24 protein-coding genes are annotated in these 21,336 nt (G+C 46.2%); 11 read left to right on the top strand and 13 right to left on the bottom strand.

What is annotated here, in order from left to right:
- The first annotated feature begins 103 nt into the window (after positions 1-103).
- The gene (locus tag ACF8OV_RS22480; protein WP_005482613.1) at positions 104-463 is read left to right on the top strand and encodes a glutaredoxin; all 360 of its coding nucleotides are present in this window, start codon (positions 104-106) and stop codon (positions 461-463) included.
- Between the two features lie 91 nt (positions 464-554).
- Here the strand turns inward: ACF8OV_RS22480 and ACF8OV_RS22485 are convergent, their stop codons facing one another.
- Positions 555-1,181 (bottom strand): OmpA family protein, encoded by a 627-nt coding sequence (locus ACF8OV_RS22485; protein WP_005482692.1) that lies wholly within the window; start codon positions 1,179-1,181, stop codon positions 555-557.
- Positions 1,182-1,471: 290 nt separating this feature from the next.
- Between ACF8OV_RS22485 and ACF8OV_RS22490 the strand changes: the two genes are divergently transcribed.
- Complete coding sequence (locus ACF8OV_RS22490; RefSeq protein ID WP_005482658.1) at positions 1,472-2,104, top strand: thiol:disulfide interchange protein DsbA/DsbL; 633 nt, start codon at positions 1,472-1,474, stop codon at positions 2,102-2,104.
- Between the two features lie 13 nt (positions 2,105-2,117).
- Positions 2,118-2,591: an FKBP-type peptidyl-prolyl cis-trans isomerase gene (locus ACF8OV_RS22495; RefSeq protein ID WP_005461979.1), complete on the top strand. Its 474-nt coding sequence runs from the start codon at positions 2,118-2,120 to the stop codon at positions 2,589-2,591.
- Positions 2,592-2,669: 78 nt separating this feature from the next.
- Here the strand turns inward: ACF8OV_RS22495 and cyoE are convergent, their stop codons facing one another.
- The 4 genes from cyoE to ACF8OV_RS22515 are packed head-to-tail and all read right to left on the bottom strand — an operon-like array spanning position 2,670 to position 5,970.
- Entirely contained in the window at positions 2,670-3,578 is a 909-nt protein-coding gene (cyoE, locus tag ACF8OV_RS22500) for a heme o synthase (protein WP_005461901.1), read from the bottom strand.
- Positions 3,571-4,590, bottom strand: coding sequence for a heme A synthase (locus tag ACF8OV_RS22505; protein WP_005462008.1), 1,020 nt, complete (start codon positions 4,588-4,590; stop codon positions 3,571-3,573). The genes cyoE and ACF8OV_RS22505 overlap by 8 nt, the downstream gene beginning before the upstream one ends.
- A 10-nt stretch (positions 4,591-4,600) precedes the next feature.
- Positions 4,601-5,137, bottom strand: a complete 537-nt coding sequence (locus tag ACF8OV_RS22510; protein ID WP_005482681.1) for a hypothetical protein — start codon at positions 5,135-5,137, stop codon at positions 4,601-4,603.
- A complete protein-coding gene (locus ACF8OV_RS22515; RefSeq protein WP_180787558.1) occupies positions 5,134-5,970 on the bottom strand; it encodes an SURF1 family protein in 837 nt (278 codons plus the stop codon). Before ACF8OV_RS22515 ends, ACF8OV_RS22510 begins: the two co-directional genes overlap by 4 nt.
- Between ACF8OV_RS22515 and ACF8OV_RS22520 the strand changes: the two genes are divergently transcribed.
- On the top strand, positions 5,918-6,154 hold the full coding sequence (locus ACF8OV_RS22520) for a DUF2909 family protein (RefSeq protein WP_005482739.1): 237 nt from the start codon (positions 5,918-5,920) through the stop codon (positions 6,152-6,154). The two genes, ACF8OV_RS22515 and ACF8OV_RS22520, sit on opposite strands and share 53 nt — an antisense overlap.
- 8 nt (positions 6,155-6,162) lie before the next feature.
- Here ACF8OV_RS22520 and ACF8OV_RS22525 read toward each other — a convergent pair whose 3' ends face one another.
- The 4 genes from ACF8OV_RS22525 to coxB are packed head-to-tail and all read right to left on the bottom strand — an operon-like array spanning position 6,163 to position 10,456.
- Complete coding sequence (locus tag ACF8OV_RS22525; protein WP_203504147.1) at positions 6,163-7,047, bottom strand: cytochrome c oxidase subunit 3; 885 nt, start codon at positions 7,045-7,047, stop codon at positions 6,163-6,165.
- 51 nt (positions 7,048-7,098) lie between these two features.
- Complete coding sequence (locus ACF8OV_RS22530) at positions 7,099-7,638, bottom strand: cytochrome c oxidase assembly protein (protein ID WP_025605402.1); 540 nt, start codon at positions 7,636-7,638, stop codon at positions 7,099-7,101.
- A 20-nt stretch (positions 7,639-7,658) separates the two neighbouring features.
- Entirely contained in the window at positions 7,659-9,296 is a 1,638-nt protein-coding gene (gene ctaD / locus ACF8OV_RS22535; RefSeq protein WP_021450720.1) for a cytochrome c oxidase subunit I, read from the bottom strand.
- A complete protein-coding gene (coxB, locus tag ACF8OV_RS22540; protein ID WP_020842314.1) occupies positions 9,293-10,456 on the bottom strand; it encodes a cytochrome c oxidase subunit II in 1,164 nt (387 codons plus the stop codon). The genes ctaD and coxB overlap by 4 nt, the downstream gene beginning before the upstream one ends.
- A gap of 330 nt (positions 10,457-10,786) precedes the next feature.
- Between coxB and ACF8OV_RS22545 the strand changes: the two genes are divergently transcribed.
- Positions 10,787-12,481, top strand: coding sequence for a phospho-sugar mutase (locus tag ACF8OV_RS22545; RefSeq protein ID WP_203504148.1), 1,695 nt, complete (start codon positions 10,787-10,789; stop codon positions 12,479-12,481).
- Positions 12,482-12,584: 103 nt separating this feature from the next.
- Here the strand turns inward: ACF8OV_RS22545 and ACF8OV_RS22550 are convergent, their stop codons facing one another.
- Positions 12,585-13,007 carry a GNAT family N-acetyltransferase gene (locus ACF8OV_RS22550; protein ID WP_023624709.1) on the bottom strand — a complete coding sequence of 141 codons (423 nt, stop codon included), beginning with the start codon at positions 13,005-13,007 and terminating at the stop codon, positions 12,585-12,587.
- A 79-nt stretch (positions 13,008-13,086) separates the two neighbouring features.
- Entirely contained in the window at positions 13,087-13,719 is a 633-nt protein-coding gene (locus ACF8OV_RS22555; RefSeq protein ID WP_005498379.1) for a LysE family translocator, read from the bottom strand.
- 228 nt (positions 13,720-13,947) lie between these two features.
- Here ACF8OV_RS22555 and ACF8OV_RS22560 point away from each other — a divergent pair, with 228 nt between their 5' ends.
- From ACF8OV_RS22560 to ACF8OV_RS22570, 3 genes are all read left to right on the top strand, one after another.
- Entirely contained in the window at positions 13,948-14,775 is an 828-nt protein-coding gene (locus ACF8OV_RS22560) for an AraC family transcriptional regulator (RefSeq protein WP_203504149.1), read from the top strand.
- 79 nt (positions 14,776-14,854) lie between these two features.
- Positions 14,855-15,565, top strand: coding sequence for an AzlC family ABC transporter permease (locus ACF8OV_RS22565; RefSeq protein ID WP_045606955.1), 711 nt, complete (start codon positions 14,855-14,857; stop codon positions 15,563-15,565).
- Positions 15,565-15,876: an AzlD domain-containing protein gene (locus ACF8OV_RS22570; protein ID WP_015313014.1), complete on the top strand. Its 312-nt coding sequence runs from the start codon at positions 15,565-15,567 to the stop codon at positions 15,874-15,876. Before ACF8OV_RS22565 ends, ACF8OV_RS22570 begins: the two co-directional genes overlap by 1 nt.
- On the opposite strand, the gene ACF8OV_RS22575 is transcribed toward ACF8OV_RS22570, so the two are convergent.
- Together ACF8OV_RS22575 and ACF8OV_RS22580 are read right to left on the bottom strand one after the other, a co-directional pair.
- On the bottom strand, positions 15,873-16,487 hold the full coding sequence (locus ACF8OV_RS22575; RefSeq protein WP_203504150.1) for a fumarylacetoacetate hydrolase family protein: 615 nt from the start codon (positions 16,485-16,487) through the stop codon (positions 15,873-15,875). The two genes, ACF8OV_RS22570 and ACF8OV_RS22575, sit on opposite strands and share 4 nt — an antisense overlap.
- Positions 16,488-16,690: 203 nt before the next feature.
- Positions 16,691-17,731: a porin gene (locus ACF8OV_RS22580; protein WP_140183771.1), complete on the bottom strand. Its 1,041-nt coding sequence runs from the start codon at positions 17,729-17,731 to the stop codon at positions 16,691-16,693.
- Positions 17,732-18,344: 613 nt separating this feature from the next.
- Here ACF8OV_RS22580 and ACF8OV_RS22585 point away from each other — a divergent pair.
- The 3 genes from ACF8OV_RS22585 to ACF8OV_RS22595 all read left to right on the top strand — a co-directional run bounded on the left by ACF8OV_RS22585 (position 18,345) and on the right by ACF8OV_RS22595 (position 21,307).
- Complete coding sequence (locus tag ACF8OV_RS22585; RefSeq protein WP_025541435.1) at positions 18,345-19,316, top strand: porin; 972 nt, start codon at positions 18,345-18,347, stop codon at positions 19,314-19,316.
- Positions 19,317-19,790: 474 nt separating this feature from the next.
- Positions 19,791-20,648, top strand: a complete 858-nt coding sequence (locus tag ACF8OV_RS22590; RefSeq protein ID WP_005491704.1) for a DMT family transporter — start codon at positions 19,791-19,793, stop codon at positions 20,646-20,648.
- 44 nt (positions 20,649-20,692) lie between these two features.
- A complete protein-coding gene (locus ACF8OV_RS22595) occupies positions 20,693-21,307 on the top strand; it encodes a glutaredoxin domain-containing protein (RefSeq protein WP_025507078.1) in 615 nt (204 codons plus the stop codon).
- Positions 21,308-21,336 lie beyond the last annotated feature (29 nt).

The raw sequence follows: 21,336 nt of genomic DNA on the forward strand, positions 1-21,336 counted from the left end.
GGTTTTATCAATCCGAAACAACTGATAGACTGCGTCTCCAATGCAACAAGCATCATGTTTGCATTGTTAAGGACATTCATCCACTGAGCATCAAGGGATCATTATGAAGTTTATCCGTTGGATTTTAGGCAAAGTCATTTTATTGCTGAACGCTGTCTTTTCTCCTCGTGGCATCAAACGCACTAACGAAGCACAGAGCAACGTCGATGATAAAGCAAAGCAATACGCGTTATATCAGTTTGAAGCTTGCCCTTTTTGCGTCAAAGTACGACGTGCGATGAAACGACAATCCGTTAATATCGAATTACGTGATGCGAAGAATGACCCAACTCACCGCGCTGAACTTGAACAAGGTGGCGGTCGCGTGAAAGTGCCTTGTCTTCGTATTGAAAAAGATGGCGAAACGCAATGGCTTTATGAGTCATCAGACATTGTCGCTTATCTTGAAAAAGAATTTGCCTAGTTCCCCCTAAGAACATTGGCGGATGTAAAAGAGGCACCATTTGGTGCCTCTTTTCTATTTTGATGTTTTTGTTTCGAAACCGACTGGCGGCCTACTCATCGACAATCAGCATCAACTCAACACGTCGGTTACACGCTTTACCGCTTGATGTGGCATTGCTACATTGCGGCACATATTCGCCGAATCCGCGAGAGAAAACGCGCTGACGCGGAATGCTACTCGCTAGCATTTGTTTTTCTACTTCACGAGCTCGTTTTTCGGAGAGCGTATCATTGAAACTCGCCGCACCAGTGCTATCGGCATGGCCATCAATCACCACATCCACATCGGTTCTACCTGCTAAATAGTGCCCCAGCTTTCGTAACCAATCTTGTGAGTTTGACGACAATTGCGCCGACCCAGTCTGAAAGTGAACTTGCTCTTTTAAGCGAATCATAAGGTGACCACCACCGATCGTCTCATGCGGGATATTGTGTCTATCCAAGAACATTTCTAGTGAGGTCACGTTGTTAGACTTTTTTTCGGCCGCCCTCGCCGTCTGGTTGACACGTGGAGCCGTCGAAACGTGAGATGCACTCGCATACCCCCACTCAGGGTGTCTCAGCTCTGTGTTTGTTTTTGGGGCTGTATCCAACATATTCCCACCCGGAACCATGTCTGGATTAAGGCTGCTACACCCACTAAGAATGCCACAGACAATGAAAAACCAATGCTTCATACCGTTACCAACGTAGAAAGAATTCTTGTTCACTATGTCGACGAAAAACACATATTCTTTAGTGTTTTTCGCTATTTGATTGTTTTATATGCACCGTTCGTGCCATTCTCAGTTCGGGCTTGTCGCCTATGCTGCAAAACAGTAAACGTCCAATTTGCTAACACCATGTCACTATTCGGTTATATCCACACCAATCTGTTACTAATCGTCTCACTTTATTGTTATTTAATGGTTTTAGTCGCTATCGTTAACCGATAAACTACCGTAAATTTCTCATTCAGAGCGTTGTTATGTTTAAAACTATCTCAAAAGGCGTCGCTTTATTTGCCGCTATTGCGGCTCTGTCAGCATGTGACAGCGGCAATAGTCAGCCACAACAAGGTAAGCAATACGAAGTGTTGCCTGTTTCTCTTCAAGAATACAATCTGGCGCCACTAACCGAAGCTTTTGCCCTAACTTGCGGCCATTGTCGTTCAATGGAAGAGTTTGTCCCTCAAATTGAATCGCTAACAGAGCAAAAAGTTGAAAAGATGCACGTGACTTTCAATGAAAGTGCTCAGATCAGCGCAATTATCTTCTACACTGCTGTTATGCAGCTCGACGCAACACCAGATAAAGCCTTCATGGCTGATTTATTTGCAGCGGTTCAAATGGGCGCAGATGCAACAGCAGAAGAGCGTCAACAAGCGGTAGAGAAAGCTTTTGAATCTCGTAACTTGATCAGCCCATACCATCTTGATGAAGCTCAACAGGAAAAACTGTTTGAATACATCACTAAAGCTGAATCCATCACTACTCGTGGCCAAATCAATTCTGTGCCAGCGTTTATCGTAAACGGTAAGTACCAAGTGATTACTGGCGGCCATGACAGCGTTGAGGCAATGGCAGAAACTATTAACTATTTGCTTAAGCAACCTAAATAGACAAGGAGTCAACGTGTCTAAATTTTTGTTTCCTATCATTATTTTTGTTTTAGCTGCATTTTTCATTTACCGCACTTGGACAAACCACAAAGTGGCAGATGAGAACTTTGCAAAAGGCCAAGCTTTCCTACTAGAAAATGCGAAAAAAGAAGGCGTGATCACGACAGAGAGCGGGCTTCAATACTTAGTACTAGAAAAAGGTACAGGTGACGTTCACCCAACCGCAACAAGTAAAGTGAAAGTGCACTACCACGGCACGCTTATCGATGGCACTGTTTTCGATAGTTCAGTAAATCGTGGCGAGCCAATTACATTTGGTTTGAACCAAGTAATTAAAGGCTGGCAAGAAGGTCTTCAATACATGGTTGTGGGCGAGAAAATCCGTCTATTTGTACCGAGCACACTTGGCTACGGCAAAAATGGTACGGGGCCAATTCCACCTGCAAGTGTTTTGATTTTTGATGTTGAGTTGTTAGAGATTCAGTAATCTTTCCTCTCGTACAATAAAAAACGCCGCACTTTTCGCGGCGTTTTTTATTAGCAGATATACCATTAAGTTATTCGCTTACTGCAACACCATTCCAATATAGTGATCGGCTAGGAGCGCAACAAACAGCGCCAACAGATGATAAATGGAGAACTTAAATGTCTCTATTGCGCTATTAGGCTCGGGGGCAAACTTGAGTTTCCACGCGTGATAAATGAAACCCGCATTTAGCAGCAATGCTGAAAAGAGATAGATAAAACCGACCATCCCCACCAATACAGGCATCACGCACACCAATGTGAGCAATACCGTGTAAAGTAAGATCGATGTTTTGGTGTATTCAATGCCATGGGTTACCGGCAGCATGGGAATGTCGACCTTGCGGTAATCTTCCACTCGATGAATCGCAAGCGCCCAGAAATGCGGCGGTGTCCAGATGAAAATGATCATTACCAATAGCCAAGCGTTACCATGCAGCTCACCCGTCACCGCTGTCCAACCTAAGAGTGGCGGCATCGCACCGGCAATGCCAGCAATCACAATATTTTGCGGCGTTGCTCGCTTCAAATACATGGTGTAAACCACCGCATAGCCCAGTAAACTCAAAAACGTCATCCACGCTGTGAGCGCGTTTACCCAAGCATATAGGAGTACAAAACCAACCACGCCGATTGCCACGGCAAAAATCGCAACCGATAAGGGATTGGTATCTCCCGACGGTAAAGGACGCGTATGAGTACGAGCCATTCTTGCATCAATTCTGCGGTCAATAAGATGATTAAATGCCGCGGCAGAACCAGCCATTAGTCCTATTCCAATCAATCCGATGGATGCTTGAATCCAAGGGAAATCAGTGACCGGAGCCAAGCTCATGCCGACAATGGCGGTGACTAACATTAGCGCGACAACTTTAGGTTTAGTCAGTTTTAAGTACGTTGAGCCGAGACGCTTTCGACTATCGAGTGTTAACGCAATTTCCTTACTCATAGCGAACTCCTTTCACTGCATAATTCCAATCGGCTTTTCCTTGCCACAAATAAAACTGACTGACACAAATCAGGCTCAACATGATTGCAGCACCCAGGTTATGAGCCACTGCGATGTAAATCGGTAACTGAAACACCACGTTGCTAATACCAAGCGTAATCTGGCAAGCCAGCGCCATCCCAAGCCACATGCCGACTTTCTGAGAATGGTGCGAGTCTTGTTTCATCAACACCACACAATACGTCAGGACAACCACTGCGGTGACCATCGCGCCGATTCGATGAGAGACATGGATTGTCATCCTCGCGGGGTATTCCAACACACCAAATTCATAATTGTCGTGCCCCGTTTGCCAGAAAGAGAACGCCTCTTTCCAATCCAAGTAGTTCATCCAATCTCCTTCGCAAATGGGCAACGTTGTACACATCAAAGCCGCGTAGTTTGATGAAGTCCAACCGCCGAGCAACACTTGGGAGAACACAACCAAAAAGGAAAACACTGAAAACAACCTAACCGACCGAGAGGAGGGGGAAAAATAAAGATTGTCTCTCGCTTTCAGTTGGCAATAAAACACCGCTTGCAGCGCGAGCAAGGTGAACCCACCAAGCAGATGAAGCATGACAATGACAGGCATCAGTTTTAGAGTCACCGTCCACATACCTAACATCGCCTGCCCCACAACTAAAAAGCTGAGCAGAATAGGAATGGATGGGTTCACGCGTTCAGTTCGAATAGCAATAACGGTAATAGCAAAAATCACCATGCCGAGTGTTCCAGCAAAATAGCGATGAATCATCTCTAGCCACGCTTTTTCATGCTCAATCTCGCGTTCTGGAAAATTGATGTTGGCGCGCAGAACATCGTCTTCATGGTGTGGCACAGAAAAGTGACCATAACACCCCGGCCAGTCAGGACACCCCAAACCCGCATCCGACAAACGGGTATAGGCGCCCAACATGATGACGACTAACGTCAGGCACAAACTTAATCTAACCAACTTTGTTAACGTCATGATGCACTCCCTATCCGACTCGCGACAATTTGAGCAACTTACGCAAATCCGCCAACATATCTTTGCTGAGTTTGACCAAATCTTCGTTTGGCTCTGCGGTGTACGACATCACCAGCTGCCCCAGAGGATCCACAATCAGCACTTGCCCTTGTTGCACTTTTGCCGCCACGTTCTCATTCATCGCCATGGTTTCCATCGGCATTTCTATCGTGTCTGATGTTGTAGAAGTCCACAAAACTGGCACAACGCGTTCTTGATACTTGCCTAAAGCAACATGGCTTTGTTTGAGTAAATAGAGCTGTCTTTGACATTGGCTGTCGCAAGAATCAGGCACCACATAAGCCAGTTGCCAACCGTGCACCGCCGATGGAGCAGATTGGCCTAACTGCGCTAACGTTGTGTACGGTTCGATGAGCTTTCCTCGGTTTGTCACGCCCGTTTCGTACCAGCCTTGCGCCAAAATCAACTTTGCAACAATCGCTGGTAAGGCGAATAAGCAAATCAGTGCGATCAGCACAAACCGCCCTTTTGTAACTTGAGATGTCATGCCTCACCTCCTTGTGATGCCGCTTTTCTAAACCATCGAATACTCACAACCATTGTGAGCAGTAAGAACACACCAGCCATCGCAAACCACTGTACGGCATACCCAAAATGTTTCGCGCTCGTGAGTGGAAGTGGATTCCAAGGAAATGGATATGCCCAGTTTTCTAGGTTGTCTGGCTGCAACACTGCCGGCATCAGCTCTACATTCAACAACTCATTGAGCTCGGAAATATTGAGGTTTTGGACTCGAATCCCCTCTCCCATTTCTGGCATCAGATCTGAGCTTAACGGATTCATTGATTTGCGATACAAACGTCCGGTTACGTTTGTGGGGCTCTTCAACATCGTTACGGTTGGTAAAGAATCACGAGTTCGCCGCCCTTCGACGAAACCCAATTCTAAAAGCGCTAAGGTTATTGGATCCTGACCGACAGAAACCACTTGGTATGCGAGATAACCCACTTTGCCTTGAAAGGTTTGGTTATCGAGCAAAACTACTGGCAACGGTTCTGGCTTTGCCTCCGCTTGCACTTTCACGCCAATCACGCTCTCCTCTCGCCAGTCATTGTTATCAAGGACAGAAGTGAGAGATTGATACGGGGCATCAGCCCGAGCGAGTATCGCTTGTTCAAGCGCTTGTTTCTCCTGACCTCTTTCTAGTTGCCAAAATCCAAGTTTGACCAACAGAGAAAACACAACCACAGTTAAGCAAACTGCAATACCAAACCGCTTCGATAGCCATAACTTGTGCGATAACCAAGACGAAGAAACCGGAGGTACTATGTCCACCGTATTCCTATTCAAATTAACGCTGGTCCTTTTGCTGCTTTTCATTATCTTCAACCTCGCAAAAGCGCTTATCGAAATGGTTCGAGAAGACCCAGATAATCCGGACAAGCCAACAAAACCCATGAGCCACTATCTCGGTCGTCGTGTGATGTTTTCTGCGTTAGTGGTCATCCTTCTTTTGATTGCTTTAAGCTCGGGTTGGCTTGCTCCCAATCCACGTCCTTACTGACTCTGTCACTACAACACATAAACAAAAACAAACAGGCATAGCCATACCACATCAACAAAATGCCAGTACCAACTGCCTGCTTGAAATGCGAAATGATTAGTAGGAGAAAAGTGGTCCTTCGCGATTCTAAACAGCAATACGGTTAAGAATATGGTGCCAAGACAAACGTGCATGCCATGAAAACCAGTAAGCATAAAGAACGTATTGCCATAAACCCCCGATTGAAGCGTGAGCCCCATTTCCTGATAAGCGTGAATGTACTCTTTGGCTTGATAGAACAAGAAAAAGCCCGCCAACACGATGGTGATTTCAAGCCACACGACTAACGCTGTGCGTCGGTTTTTCTCCAAACTGATGTGTGCCATGTGTAACGTGATAGAAGAGAGAAGCAAAATAATGGTGTTAGTGAGCGGAATACCTTGCCAAGGCATCGCTTGGGTGCTTTCCCCACTTGGCGTTGTCGTGAGCGGCCACATTGCTTCAAAACTTGGCCACAGCACTTCATTGGTCATGAGGTTATTATCAGCCCCTCCTAACCAAGGGACAGACACCATTCTGGCGTAAAACAGCGCTCCGAAAAACGCGCCAAAGAACATCACTTCTGAAAAGATGAACCAACTCATCCCCTGACGAAATGATCGAGTGATCTGCGCGCTGTATTTGCCCGTCAACGATTCGGTGATGACGTTACTAAACCACCCTGCCAACATGTAAAGCAGAAACAAAAAGCCTACGGCAAGCACAATGCGACCAACAACACCGACCGCACCATCGCTTTGAGTACTTTGCACCGTCATGCCCGCACCGACGGCGACTAAAAACAGAGCAAACGCGCCAATGATCGGCCAACTACTTTGAGCAGGAACGTAATAGGTTCCAGGTTTATTACTCATCAGTTCTCTCCTTACAGACACTATTTGGCCTGTATCTCACTCCTTGAGAGGCTAACTGCCTGTGGGAGGAGGAAGTTTGTAGAGTGTATAAGACAGCGTTAATGTATGTATTGAGTCCGGCAAATCGGGCTCAATATAGAAAATCAATGGCATCTGAGCGTGCTGCTTTCCATCCAGCGGCTGTTGCGTAAAACAAAAGCACTCTATTTTGTTGAAGTAAGCTGCACCGTTGCCGGGAGAAACGGAAGGCACCGCCTGCCCCACCAGCCTTTGTCCACTTTCGTTAAATGCCAAGTATTCAGTTTGCACGACCTCACCTGGATGAACATTCATCGAAATGACTTTCGGCTTAAACTCCCACGGCATATCTGGGTTGACGTGTGCCATAAACTCCACACGAATCGTCCGGCTCAAATCGGGTTGCATCCCCGTAGGTTGAATCGCTGCAACATCACTGGTTTTACCGTTGATACCTAACGCATCACACATCACGTCATAGAGCGGCACGAGCGCAAAACCGAACCCGAACATGACAAAAGTGGCCAGCACTAACTTTATCGTGAGCTTTTTGTGGGATGATTTGTCTGCCATGTCCTTCACCTCTCGTTCCGTTAATCCACTTTAGGCGGCGTACTAAAGGTGTGATGAGGCGCAGGGCTTGGCACAGTCCACTCTAATCCTTCTGCACGCTCCCAAGGCTTGGCCGACGCTTTCTCTCCGCCACGAATACATTTGATCACGACCCACAAGAAAATCAGTTGCGACAAACCAAAGGCAAAGCCGCCGATGGATACGATTTGGTTCACATCCGCAAATTGAATCGCGTAATCAGGGATTCTTCGCGGCATGCCCGCCAAACCTAAAAAGTGCATCGGGAAGAAAAGGACATTGACGGAAATGACTGAGCACCAAAAATGCCACAAACTCAACTTGTGGTCGTACATATTCCCCGTCCATTTCGGCAACCAATAATACGACGCTGCCATGATTGAGAAGACCGCGCCAGACACCAAGACATAATGGAAGTGCGCAACCACAAAATAGGTATCGTGGTACTGGAAATCCGCCGGCACAATAGCAAGCATCAAACCCGAGAATCCGCCGATAGTGAACAAAACAATAAACGCAATCGCAAACAACATTGGCGTTTCAAAGGTCAGTGCGCCACGCCACATGGTTGCGACCCAGTTAAACACTTTTACTCCGGTCGGTACCGCAATCAACATGGTGCAGTACATAAAGAACAGTTCAGCAAACACGGGCATGCCTGTCGTGAACATGTGGTGTGCCCACACAAGGAAAGAAAGAAGCGCGATACTGCAAGTTGCGTACACCATAGAGTGATAGCCGAACAGCTTTTTGCCACTAAATGCTGGAAGAATGGCAGAGATGATCCCGAACGACGGCAAAATCATTATGTACACTTCTGGGTGACCAAAGAACCAGAAAATGTGTTGGAACATCACAGGATCGCCACCGCCCGCAGCATCAAAGAAGCTGGTACCAAAGTACTTATCGGTCAGTACCATCGTTACCGCACCCGCCAACACTGGCATGACGGCAATAAGTAAGAACGCAGTGATCAACCAAGTCCAAACGAACATCGGCAACTTAAACCATGTCATGCCCGGTGCGCGCATGTTGACAATCGTCACGATAACGTTAATCGCCCCCATGATGGAGCTGATACCCATGATATGCACAGAGAACACAAACAGCGCAGTACTGTCTGGCCCATACGTAGTCGATAGCGGCGCGTAAAACGTCCAGCCGAAATTCGGTGCACCGCCCGGCAAGAACAACGAGCTCAACAGAATGAGAAACGCAAAAGGCAGAATCCAAAAGCTCAAGTTATTCATACGTGGCAGCGCCATATCAGGTGCGCCGATCATCATCGGGATCATCCAGTTTGCTAATCCAGTGAACGCGGGCATGACCGCACCAAACACCATCACCAAACCGTGAACCGTTGTCATCTGATTAAAAAATTGCGGATCGACAAGCTGCAAACCCGGCTGAAACAGCTCCGCACGAATGACCATTGCCATCGCACCACCCGTTAGGAACATGGTGAAACTAAACCAAAGATACAACGTGCCGATGTCTTTATGGTTGGTGGAATACAACCAACGAGCAATACCTTTTGGCGCGTCGTGCGAATCGTGGTCGTCTAGCGCAATTGTTGCGTTTGCTGCGGTATGCGCTTCAACGGGAGCCGATTTTACGGCTTTGTCTGCTGGCTTACTCATATTTCCTCCTTGGCACTTTTTTGTGCCTTAAAGGCATTGACGTCGGCCGCTTGAACCGTATCGCCAGTATCATTTCCCCAAGCATTGCGTTGGTAGGTAATTACCGCAGCAATTTCTTGATCACTAAGTTGGTTAGCAAAAGACTGCATCGCCGTCCCTGCGCGGCCATCAACAACCACGCCGATATGTTCGGCGATATCACCTGTCGCGACAGGACTGCCTTTAATTGAAGGGAACGCCCCCGGAATACCCTCACCATTGGCTTGGTGACAAACAGCACAACGCGCCGAGTAAATCGCTTCGCCTTGCACCATGAGCTCATCCATCGACAAGTCTTGAGTTAGCGCCTCTTGCGCCGCAGCTTTTTGCATCGCGATTTCTTCTTTCTTACCCGAGAGCCACTGATCGAATTCATCTTCCGGCATGGCATGGACTACAATTGGCATAAAGCCATGAGCGCGTCCACAAAGCTCTGCACACTGACCACGATAAACGCCCGGCTCATCAATTCGCGTCCAAGCCTCGTTGATGAAACCCGGTATGGTATCTTTTTTCACGGCGAAATCAGGCACCCACCAAGAGTGAATCACATCGTCTGAGGTCAGTAAAAAGCGCACTTTGCGATTCACAGGGAGCACGAGCGGGTTATCCACTTCAAGCAAGTAATGCGCGCCTTTCATCTCTATACCGTCAATCTGCTTTTGGCTGGTTGCGAGCAAGCTGAAAAATTCCACATCTTCACCAAAGTAGCTGTAATGCCACTTCCATTGCGAACCTGTGATTTGAATGGTGATATCTGATTGGCTAGTGTCTTCCATTGCGACTAAAGTTTTCGTTGCGGGAATCGCCATCGCGACAAGAATGATGATAGGGATTACAGTCCAAATAATTTCCACTTTGGTGCTTTCGTGGAAATGTGCGGCAACTGCACCTTTTGATTTGCGATGACGGATGATGGCATAGAACATAACACCAAAAACAACCAGAGCTATCGCGCAACAAATGTAGAAAATGAGCATATGTAATTCATACACTTGCTCGCTGATCGCCGTGACCCCTTTGGTCATGTTGAGTTCATTGTCCTTTGACCAACCGTAGGAGGAGAATGTGATTAAAATCACACTCAGTGGTATGGCTAGAGTAGTCGCTAATCTTTTCAAAAGATCTCTCCTCTGCTCAGCCGCTACGCTTGCGCGAGCTTCCTTGCGTCCCATTGCAAATATCGAACAACTTTACGAAAAATCACAAAAAATACGATTTCGACACAGTTTGTTATATTTATGTTAAAAGGCTAGTTATAGTTCCAAAGTTCTTCAAGAAATTAAATGTGATTAAATTTTGTTCAGACAGGAAAAATAAGTTCGGTTTATCGATTGCCCTCTTTGAAATGGAATTGAGAACCATTTACATTAAAGTAAAAGAAAACATTGGATACTTTTTCAGAAAAAGTGTCCAAACAAGTAGGCTCCCCCTGCTAAGGAATGAAAGATATGACAGCACTAATTACTCAATGGCTAGCGCGAGATCCTGACCCTAAAACTCGTGAAGAGCTTCAGCACCTCGTTGATACGAATAATGAACAAGAACTTTCTGACCGCTTCGGCTCCCGCCTTGCCTTTGGTACAGCGGGTCTACGTGGCAAAGTTGGCGCAGGTCCAAACAGAATGAACCGTTTGGTGATTCAAGAAACTGCCACAGGTCTCGGCCACTATTTGCTTGAACAAGTGCAAGATGCAGCGAGTCGCGGCGTTGTTATTGGTTACGATGGCCGACCAGATTCTAAACAGTTCGCGCACGATACTGCTTCTGTCTTAACAGCACTCGGTATCAAGGTTTACCTAACCTACCAAGTCGCGGCAACGCCTATTGTTGCTTTTGGTGTACGCACAATGAATGCTGCAGCGGCCGTTGTTGTAACCGCTAGCCACAATCCACCCGAATACAACGGCTTCAAAGTGTATTGGGAAAATGGCGCGCAAATCATTCCACCTCACGACTCGGGCATCGCGGCAAAAATTGATGAAGCGACCACAAAGCCTCTGCCGTTGATGTCTTTAGACGATGCTAAACAACAAGGCTTACTGGTTTGGTTGGAAGATGACTACTATCAAACTTACCGTAAAACCATGAACGAAAATGCTCTGCTGACTCCTGATAGCAACACCGATATTTCTATCGCTTACACTGCGATGCACGGTGTTGGCGCAGACATGGCAGAAACGTTACTTGCTGACGCTGGCTTTAAAAAAGTGGCCAGTGTTGCGGAGCAGCGCGAACCTGATGGCACATTCCCTACAGTTAACTTCCCAAATCCAGAAGAAGCAGGGGCAATGGACATGGTCATGGCGCTCGGTAAATCCGTAGATGCGGATATCGCCTGTGCAAACGACCCAGATGCAGACCGTTTCGCCGTCGCCGTAAAACGCCCAGACGGTGAATACCAAATGTTAACTGGCGACCAAGTTGGTTCATTGTTTGGTGATTACTTGCTAGAGCAACAGCCGAACTCACTGGTCGGTAACACCATCGTGTCATCTCGCCTCTTGAGCAGCATCGCAAAAGCGCATGGCGCAGAGTATTACCAAACGCTAACAGGCTTTAAATGGCTAACCAACGTCGCGATGAGCCAAGAAACCGAGCAATATCCGTTCTTGTTTGCTTACGAAGAGGCGCTCGGCTACACCGTTGGCAATAAGGTGTGGGATAAAGATGGTTTGTCCGCGATTGTTGCGTTTTCGCAATTAACCGGAAAGCTCAAAGCACAAGGCAAAACACTGTGGGACAAGTTGGAAGCGCTTTACCGTCAACACGGTTTTTACTTTAACGCTCAGCGTAGTATTGCGTTGGACCCAAACTCACCACCAATTGGTGACAAGTTACGTGCAAATCCATCGAGCGAAATTGCAGGCAAGAAAGTATCGGTTACTGAGGACTTGAAAACTTCCGTTCGTACATTTGAGGATGGTTCAGAAGAGACGATTGATTTACCAGCAAGTGATGTGCTGATTTATCATCTTGAAGATAAATCTCGCGTAATCGTTCGTCCTTCTGGTACTGAGCCAAAATTGAAATGTTACTACGAAGTCATCAGTGACTTCCCTGCTGACATGAGCTACGAGCAAGCGCAACAAACTGCCGAAGCCAAAATGAACGCGCTGATCGACGCACACCAAAAAAGCTTGTAACTCTCTCAACAAGTTGTCATGAAAAGCTCATGACTACATACTAAAAGAGGCGCTGTTCGCGCCTCTTTTACTGGATTCCTAACAAGCTAAACATCAGTAGCGACTATTCTGCGATTTCTTTTTGGAGGAAGTATTTGTGGATTCCCTCAGCCGGATAACCGGAATACTGCCCTACTTTTTCAAAGCCCAATTTGAGGTAGAAATCGAGCGCCTGGAAGCTGTAAGTATCTAAATAAATATGAGTCACGCCATACGGCTTCACATGCTGCTCTAACATTGCCATCAGTTTACTGCCTAAGCCCGATGTTCTGCTTTCTGCGTCCACCCACAAGAACTCCACAAAAACCGTATTTTTAAACATTTCCCCAGTAAGGCCGCCAATGATTTTGCCGTCTTCATCTTTTGCAAAGCAACCCACCGCATTCACTTCTCCTTCAGGTAAGTGCTTGCGGTTATATGATCGAATGCCATCACGAACGCAATCAAGATCGGCTTGGTCTGGGTTTAAACAAAATTCAAGTTTCATACATCCTCTCCTTGGAAAACGTTTCTATCCTAAAACAAAAAGCCAGCAATTGCTGGCTTTCCGATTGAATTTGATAGGTTTATAGCACGAAGCTGCTCAACATCCACAAAGCGAGGATCACAAACACCAACCCCATAAGTTTGTGTTGGTAAGTGCGGAACTTCTCATTCTCCAGCAACCCTTTCCCTAATGTACCAGCCAACGCTACCAATAACAGGTTGAACAAAAGGCCAAGAACGTTCAACAACAAACCAAGCGCCAGCATCTGCTCGCCGGATGAAGCGGTAATATTGCTCGAAACGAACTGAGGCAAAAACATCACAAAAAAGACCAACGCTTTAGGGTTGAGCAAATTGCTCATTAATGCACGTTGATAGTAGGTCGATGCCATCTTATTTTTTTGATCAAGCTCTGGAGCAGATGACGCTTCTGCTCTCAAGCAATCCCAACCCATTTTAAGTAGGTACGCACCACCTAAAAGGTGAAGTACTTTGAGTGCCACAGGGCTCATCGCAATCAGGGTTGAAACCCCCATCGCAGCAAGTAAAGTAAGGATAAGGCCAGACGTCGCGTTCCCCAGACTGGCAAATAGGCCAACCTTTTTGCCGTAGCTCATACTTGAGCTCGCAATCAGCAACATATCAGGGCCAGGCAAAAGCAATAAGGCGATAACCGCCGTGAGATAAATAGGAAGTACAGCTAAATCGATCATGATGGAACAGGTTTTCTACAACAAGGCGGCGAATCTTATACCAATAAATCAAACTCGACCAGATTAAATACCTTTAAATGCAGCCATATTTAGAAAGGATAAATCACCAATTCACTCATATGAAAACAATTAACCTTTTTAACGATACTGAATAGCAATTTTGTACAAAAATAAGCACGATGGATACGTTACACTCGTATGACGAACTTCTCGAGCAGATTGGAAACAATGAAAGAAAAGAACAAGGAAATCGCGACATTCAAAATTGCTCAAGAACTTGGTGGCTTGGAGCTGCTAGATGCTAAGTATGAAAAGCAGAACTTCTCTCGGCACAGCCACGAAGGCTACACCATTGGTGTGATCGAAAAAGGCGCTCAACAATTTTTCCGCACTGGCGGCAACCACATTGCACCACAAAACAGCATTATCTTAGTTAACGCTGATGAAGTGCATAACGGCCATTCAGCAACAGAGGGGGGCTGGGAATACAAAGCAATGTATCCTGTGCCAGAACAATTTCAAACCTTGGGGCAAGAGCTTGGCTCACCCAATGTCGCGCTGCCTTATTTCCCTCAACCTGTGGTTTATGATCCCGAACTGGCAAGCCAATTGCGCTTGGTGTTTGAGACTCTAGAAAAATCGGACAATCGACTGCTGCGAGAAACCTTGGTGTACGGCACGTTGATCAAATTGGCGAGTAAACACAGCACTCACCGCGCACCACTGAAAGAATCCACCAAAGCGCAACGACAGTTACAGCTTGTAAAGGAGTTTTTAGAAGACTTTCCACAAACCGATGTGTCGCTGGAAGAACTCGCGAAACTGGCTGGGCTGAGCCCTTTTCACTTGCTGCGCGAATTTCAAAAGCAATTTGGCTTTCCGCCTCATGCTTACCAGATCCAGCAACGTTTACGTATGGCGAAAAAGCTGCTCAAACAAGGGCAGAGAATCTCTGATGTCGCACAAGAATGTGGTTTTCATGATCAAAGCCACCTGCATCGACACTTTAAGAAAGCCATGGGCGTCACGCCGGGCCAATATCTTCGCTTTAGCTAAATCCGCAATATCGTACAAGGCGAGATGCCTCAACCACGTTACGTTGATAGCCTGACTTCAAAACAATTAAGAACAAACAATGGATAACACTTTGCCGTTACAAGAAGAATCAAAAACCACTTTATTTTGGCAAGGCACACTCGCAATGATGCCGTTGAGTATTGCCGTACTGCCTTGGGGACTCTTAGCAGGTTCGTTCGCGATTGATACAGGGCTTCACCCGCTAGAAGGTCAAGCGTTATCCGCGATTCTTTTCGCGGGCTCCGCTCAGCTCGTCGCGATGGGAATGATAAAAGCGGGCGCGGGGCTAACCACTATGTTGCTCACCACGTTTTTCATCACCTCACGACATTTTCTCTACAGCGTATCCATGCGCAGTAAAATTGCACCACTTCCGCTTAAATGGCGGCTATCGCTTGGTTTTCTGTTAACCGACGAGCTGTTTGCCATTGCTGGCCATCATTCTGACGAACAATTTAATCGCTGGTACGCACTTGGGGCCGGATTGAGCTTCTATTTGTTCTGGAACCTTGCGACGCTGACAGGCATCGTGGCGGGTAGCCTAATCCCAGAACTGAATGAAATGGGGTTGGAATTTGCAGTAGCCGCAACCTTTATCGCGATTGTCGTACCCACGATTAAAAATGCAGCGGTACTTTCTAGCGTCGTAGTGGCTTTGGTAGGCTCAGTCGCGTTGACCTATTACCAAGTAGAAGGAAGTTTGATGATTTCGAGCATTTTAGCCATGTTAACAGGCTATTTTGTCGAACAAGTGCAGGAAAAACACTAATGATTATGCTGTCAATTTTACTCATGACGCTGTTGGTGTTCACAAGCCGATACTTGTTTCTCGAACCGAAGTTGCCATTAAAGCTTGGCACGCGCACACAAAAGATTCTCAACTACGCAAGCCCGGCCGTTTTAACCGCGATCTGGGCGCCGATTGTCTTCATCCCCGAAGGGGAACTCAGTGTCAGCGTACAAAACCCGTTTTTATTGGCTGCGACATTAGCTGCGTTGATCGCCTATTTGACAAAAAACGTTCTCTTAACGACGGTTGTCAGTATGGTGGCGTTTCTTCTTTTGCGCGTTTGGCTTTAATCAGCCACCCACTCAATTTCTAACAAGGTGACGTCGCCACATTTTAAGCGTCCAAGGAAGACGTCGCCTTGATGGACTTCGCCAACCCCTTGCGGCGTTCCCGTCATTACCACATCACCGTCTTTCAAAGTTGTGTAGCTACTTAGCTCATCCAAAATCGCAAATGGCGGATACAGCATCTGTTGTACGTGGCCTTTTTGCACACGAACACAGTTAATCAATAGTTCTAAGTTAAGGTCATGAATATCAATGCCCTCAAGAGGCACAAAGCGGCTAAAAACCGCAGAACCATCAAATGCTTTTGCTCGCTCCCAAGGCAAGCCTTGCTTTTTGAGAGAAGATTGCAGACCGCGTTTCGTCAGGTCTAGCCCCAAACCCACGGCGGCGTATTGACCATCTTTGATTAGAAAGCAAATTTCCGCTTCATAATGCAAAGGTTCTTGATGAAATGAGCGTAAGATCGTCGATACAGAGGTAGAAGGTTTATTAAACACCACCATTTGCTCTGGAATAGCATTATCCAACTCATGGATGTGCTCAACGTAATTACGCCCAACACACAGCACTTTTCCAACTTCTACTTTCTTTTCTTCAACTTGAATGACGCTCATTGATCTTCCCTGCAAAACAAAAACATCATCATAATCTAACCTTTTGATGGAACAACACTAGAACGCGCTCTGAAGTATCGAAAATAAGACATTCAGCCCGTTTTATGTTTTGTGTCATCAGTTTGAAACGCATGTTGATTCTTCGAAAAAACGAAAAAAAGCCAGCATCATGCTGGCTTTTGAATCGATAACTGTAACGACAATTATAGGTAGTAACGTGCACCAAGTGCCCATTTGTCATCAGCTTTGTATTCAGGTTGGCGACTGTTAGCATCGTTCAAGTCAAACTGGTAACCCACATAACCCACAAACTTAGGTGTGAAGTTGTATTCTGCTTGCAGCGCCATTTCTTCACGAGCCGTTTCTGTCTTCGCGCCTTTCACGTCTTTGCCTTCAACCATTTCGTAGTTGATGCTCAGGTTTAGGCTATTAGGCAGTGCATAAGCGATCAACGCTTCGTACGCGTCGCTTTCAGCTAGACGAGTTTTACCGTCGAAGTTCATGTTTTCGTTCGAGCCGTAAACCGCTGCTAGGTACAAACCTTGACCGTAAGAACCGTATGCCGCAGATACTAAGTGAGATTCAGCTGAATGCTTACCGATGTACGCTGAATCTTGGAAGTCGCCACCGTTGTACGTGTAACCCACTTTTGCGCCTATGATCGCGTAAGAAATTGCAACTTGTACGCGGTCATCGTATTTGTGCGTAGCCGTCGCTTCGTTCGTACCTTGCCAACCTAGACCAACGTTAATTTTGCCTGCTTCGCCAAGTTCGATTGCGTTGCGGTAAGAGATCATTTTCTCTGCGCGGCCAGTGCCTAGGTTGCCGTGGTCGTCATAGATAAAGTCGTTCGCAAATGCAATCGGCATATCTGCTACGCCAGCTACGTCATAGTAAGGTGCCCATTGCGTACCACCCACTGCACGACCGTATGTATCGTGAGTCAGACCTAAGTAACCAAGACGAGTTTTGAATGAGTTTTCGCCGCCATCTAGGTAGTTAAGTGCCCATTCACCACGAGCGTCAGCAGTAAAGCCATTACCTAGATCCTGAGTTGCTGTGAAGTTGATACGTGGAGAGTTTGTGCCTACGTCAGTATCACCTTGCTCTGAACCGTTCAGGTTAACAGACACATGGCCACCAATAGAGAACGTAGTGCCATCGTTATTGTAAAGTTCCACTGCTACTGCTTGAGTACCGAATGTTGCAGCTGCGATTGCTGCCGCTAGGAATTTTTTGTTCATTTATTAAGTCCATGTATTTATTAGTCGGTTAGTCGATTTGCACCTTGAGCATTTGGATTTATGTACGAATAAACGCCAAATGCTTCGGGTGTATACAAAGGCTTTTTGGGGCATCTTTTCCGCCAAAACTGAATTACCTTTGCGCAACAACTGCCGCCACTTTATTTGAAGACTCTTCGGCAACCGAGTGAAAAATTATAAGAAACCGAATGAAAGCAAACGTTTAGATTGCTAACTTATCATTCATTCAGTCGATAACCTTACAAATTGAAATGTTTTGTAACGCGCAAGATCACGAAATCTCATAACCCTCTGAAACTTAAATGATCGAGCCAGATGATTAAGAAATATTTGCTTACATTTGTGAATTTAAAACACCTTCAGGAACTTTTTGGAAAAATTGTGGTCAGTAATCAAGCACGAAAAAGCTAAAAAAAGCTAAAACCCTTCTAGTTATGCACCTTTTCTAAAGAGGCGCTTAAACGTGCCAGAAATAAAAATGCAATAAAATCATAACTTAATAGCAATCTATCTTTCATTTTCGCGGTTTACCTTAGCGTCATCAACACATCGGGCAAGTAAGCCCATCGATTACAACTAGGGTAATAAGAAAATGAAAAAGGCAGCACTAACTACTGCAATTCTAACAGCATTGGTATCAGCACCATCTTTCGCAGCAACAGTTTACAAAAACGACGGCACTGAGCTAAAAGTTGGCGGTCGCGTTGAGTTTCGTGGCGACTTCATCGGTTCAGATGGTGCGGAAGTAGAAGGCTCAATGGAAGACCAAAGCCGCGCTCGTCTTAACCTTAAAGGTAAAACTGACATCGGCAACGGCATGTCTGCATTCGGTGTGTACGAAGCAGAACAAAAGACAGGTAAAAGCGAGTTCAAAAACCGTTACATGTACGCTGGTGTAAATACTGACGTTGGCGCATTCTCTGTAGGCCGTCAAGACATGGCTGCCGTGATCATCTCAGACATGACGGATATCACTGAGTTTTCTGGCATTCAGCAAGTGATTGATTCTTCTTCTGATAAGCAAGACAGCGTATTCGCATACCGTGGTGAGTTTGATGCACTACAACTTCAAGCGACTTACCAAGCAAACTCTGGCGATAGCCAAGACAAATACGGCATCTCTGGTATGTACTCTCTGCCAATGGGGCTAGATTTGGGTCTGGCTTACTCTGGCGGCGACGTAGATAAGAACAACTCTGAAGACCAAATCCTAGGTGGTATCGCTTACTCTCTAGATAACTTATACCTAGCGGGTACGTACTCTCAAGGTTCACTAACAGATTCTGAAGACTTTACTGCTTACGAGTTGGTTGCAAGCTACAAAGTAGCAAGCAAAGTAACGCTAGCAGCACTTTACACGGCACAAGAAAACGATCCAGACAACGGCTCAAAATACGACTCAGTTGAAGGTATCGAGCTAGTTGGTTACTACAAACTAAACAGTAACTTCCGTACTTACCTTTCTTACTACATCAACCAACTTGATGAAGTGAAAGACGCAACATCTGGTCTAGTGACTGAAGGCGAAGATACGCTACGCCTAGGTGTACGTTACGACTTCTAATTCACTCTTGTCCTAAGAGCGAGTCCACTTGGCCGGCACTTTTGTCGGCCATTTTTTGTGGTGCTCACAGATAAAGCAATGAATTTTCATCTTTATTCTGTTACCCCTTCACTGCTCCACTAAAAAATACGAGCCTCAGAGCCACCACTTCTGCCCTCTTTTAATGCAATTTATCACTGACTTAGTGCATACCTTCTAACCTTGGCATCGCCATAAAATAAAAATACTTATAAATCATAAAGATAAAAGTTGGCACGTGTTCTGCAATACTAGAAATGCAAATGCATGGCAGCGTTTGTGCTTCTCGTTCTTTGTACCTGTAATGACAGGCACGTCCTTTGAATTGGTAATGTCGCCTCCCTCTGGGAGGCATTTTTTTATTTGCGCAAAAAGCTTTAGGACGTATTATCCGTCTACCTCTTTCAAACCGGAAATATTCAATTGAATCATCATCCTGTTCAAGGTGCTTCTTGGATGCTAACTGCAGGATTGGCATTCGCCATCGTGAATAGCTTTGCCCAAATCGCAAGCATCCACTTTGGTGTGTCTTCCACCACTTTTGCATTGTTTCAATACGCGATCGCGTTGTTCGTTATTCTTCCTTATCTAAGAACGCTAGGCATTCGACGCTCTTTGAGAACTCAACATTTTGGCTGGCACGCTTTTCGTATTTTTCTCTCTGTTATCGGTATCCAACTGTGGCTTTGGGCGCTCGCTTACCCTGTTCCGATTTGGCAAGGCATTGCGCTGCTAATGACTTCTCCTCTGTTTGCGACCGTAGGCTCAGGGCTTATCTTGAAAGAGAAAGTGGGCACAGCACGCTGGCTTGCCACACTAACTGGCTTTATCGGTGCCATGATCATCTTAGAACCGTGGTCAGACTCCTTCACTTGGGCAACTCTACTGCCTGTTGGGGCGGCCTTCTTTTGGGCGGCGTATTCTTTGATGGTAAAAAAGATGTCGGTAAACGATCCACCGTCTACCATGGTGGTTTACTTGTTGTTACTGATCACGCCTTTCAATATTGTGCTAGCGATACCAAGCTTTACCATGCCTAGTGACTGGACTATTTGGCTGATCCTTCTTTTTGCTGGTGCACTAACAGCATTAGCGCAATGGGCGATTGTGAAAGCTTACGCAGTTGCGGACGCTTCCTTCGTTCAACCCTTCGATCACGCTAAACTGCCTTTAAATGTGCTGGCTGGATGGATGGTCTTTGGATGGGTGCCTCCTGGTCGTTTGTGGCTAGGCGCTGCGATTATTGTAGCGTCGATTGCATTCATCACGCACTGGGAAGCAAAAAAGACAAAGTTAGTTGAAAGAAAAATCTAGCTTTTAAGTTCTATATTTTCAGGAAAGGAAATGAGGAACATTCTATGACACAACCAATCAAAATCACACTTTATCGCTGGGCTGGCAGTTGGGGGCCGTTCAAAGTGAACATCCCATGCGGCGAATGTACGCTAACCAAAGATATTTTAGTGGACACCTTCGCGAACGAATTGGCGGATGTACCAGTCGAACTCGAAGTGAAAGATTGGTTATCTCACTGGTGGGAACCTTTGAAAGTCGGTGCATGGCACGCCCCTATTCTTCTGGTTGAAGGTAAAGTCGTGAGCCAAGGGGAAGCGCTAAACCGAGGCGTGCTCGTGCAATCGGTCATCTCGGAGTGGGTAAAACGTGATGAACTGAAAGGCAACATCGTATACGGAAAAGCCACTTGTCCGTATTGCGTCAAAGCTAAACAGTTACTCGACGATGCTGGTATTAAGTACGAGTATCACGATGTCGTCAAAGACAGCGCTGCCCTGTATAGAATGATCCCAGAAGTTAAAGCGATCATCGGTGAGAAAACACCAGTGACCGTGCCGCAAATTTGGTTAGAGGGAAAATACGTCGGAGGCGCAGATAACCTAGAAAAGTGGTTAGCCGCAAAGGGGTTAGACAAGGTGCCGAATAACGTCGTAGAAATACCAAGCCAATCGGCATAGTCGTTATCGCGATAGAATAAAGACCGTAT

The sequence above is a fragment of the Vibrio sp. GLN_1 genome, assembly GCF_043106015.1.
Classification (GTDB): domain Bacteria; phylum Pseudomonadota; class Gammaproteobacteria; order Enterobacterales; family Vibrionaceae; genus Vibrio; species Vibrio parahaemolyticus.

What these genes read in the sequence shown, in the direction of transcription:
- ACF8OV_RS22480 (WP_005482613.1), top strand. Translation starts at nt 104, where the DNA reads ATGAAGTTTATCCGTTGGATTTTAGGCAAAGTCATTTTATTGCTGAAC.
- ACF8OV_RS22485 (WP_005482692.1), bottom strand. Translation starts at nt 1,181, where the DNA reads ATGAAGCATTGGTTTTTCATTGTCTGTGGCATTCTTAGTGGGTGTAGC.
- ACF8OV_RS22490 (WP_005482658.1), top strand. Translation starts at nt 1,472, where the DNA reads ATGTTTAAAACTATCTCAAAAGGCGTCGCTTTATTTGCCGCTATTGCG.
- cyoE (WP_005461901.1), bottom strand. Translation starts at nt 3,578, where the DNA reads ATGAGTAAGGAAATTGCGTTAACACTCGATAGTCGAAAGCGTCTCGGC.
- ACF8OV_RS22505 (WP_005462008.1), bottom strand. Translation starts at nt 4,590, where the DNA reads ATGACGTTAACAAAGTTGGTTAGATTAAGTTTGTGCCTGACGTTAGTC.
- ACF8OV_RS22510 (WP_005482681.1), bottom strand. Translation starts at nt 5,137, where the DNA reads ATGACATCTCAAGTTACAAAAGGGCGGTTTGTGCTGATCGCACTGATT.
- ACF8OV_RS22520 (WP_005482739.1), top strand. Translation starts at nt 5,918, where the DNA reads ATGTCCACCGTATTCCTATTCAAATTAACGCTGGTCCTTTTGCTGCTT.
- ACF8OV_RS22515 (WP_180787558.1), bottom strand. Translation starts at nt 5,970, where the DNA reads ATGAAAAGCAGCAAAAGGACCAGCGTTAATTTGAATAGGAATACGGTG.
- ACF8OV_RS22525 (WP_203504147.1), bottom strand. Translation starts at nt 7,047, where the DNA reads ATGAGTAATAAACCTGGAACCTATTACGTTCCTGCTCAAAGTAGTTGG.
- ACF8OV_RS22530 (WP_025605402.1), bottom strand. Translation starts at nt 7,638, where the DNA reads ATGGCAGACAAATCATCCCACAAAAAGCTCACGATAAAGTTAGTGCTG.
- ctaD (WP_021450720.1), bottom strand. Translation starts at nt 9,296, where the DNA reads ATGAGTAAGCCAGCAGACAAAGCCGTAAAATCGGCTCCCGTTGAAGCG.
- ACF8OV_RS22545 (WP_203504148.1), top strand. Translation starts at nt 10,787, where the DNA reads ATGACAGCACTAATTACTCAATGGCTAGCGCGAGATCCTGACCCTAAA.
- ACF8OV_RS22550 (WP_023624709.1), bottom strand. Translation starts at nt 13,007, where the DNA reads ATGAAACTTGAATTTTGTTTAAACCCAGACCAAGCCGATCTTGATTGC.
- ACF8OV_RS22555 (WP_005498379.1), bottom strand. Translation starts at nt 13,719, where the DNA reads ATGATCGATTTAGCTGTACTTCCTATTTATCTCACGGCGGTTATCGCC.
- ACF8OV_RS22560 (WP_203504149.1), top strand. Translation starts at nt 13,948, where the DNA reads ATGAAAGAAAAGAACAAGGAAATCGCGACATTCAAAATTGCTCAAGAA.
- ACF8OV_RS22565 (WP_045606955.1), top strand. Translation starts at nt 14,855, where the DNA reads ATGGATAACACTTTGCCGTTACAAGAAGAATCAAAAACCACTTTATTT.
- ACF8OV_RS22570 (WP_015313014.1), top strand. Translation starts at nt 15,565, where the DNA reads ATGATTATGCTGTCAATTTTACTCATGACGCTGTTGGTGTTCACAAGC.
- ACF8OV_RS22575 (WP_203504150.1), bottom strand. Translation starts at nt 16,487, where the DNA reads ATGAGCGTCATTCAAGTTGAAGAAAAGAAAGTAGAAGTTGGAAAAGTG.
- ACF8OV_RS22580 (WP_140183771.1), bottom strand. Translation starts at nt 17,731, where the DNA reads ATGAACAAAAAATTCCTAGCGGCAGCAATCGCAGCTGCAACATTCGGT.
- ACF8OV_RS22585 (WP_025541435.1), top strand. Translation starts at nt 18,345, where the DNA reads ATGAAAAAGGCAGCACTAACTACTGCAATTCTAACAGCATTGGTATCA.
- ACF8OV_RS22590 (WP_005491704.1), top strand. Translation starts at nt 19,791, where the DNA reads ATGCTAACTGCAGGATTGGCATTCGCCATCGTGAATAGCTTTGCCCAA.
- ACF8OV_RS22595 (WP_025507078.1), top strand. Translation starts at nt 20,693, where the DNA reads ATGACACAACCAATCAAAATCACACTTTATCGCTGGGCTGGCAGTTGG.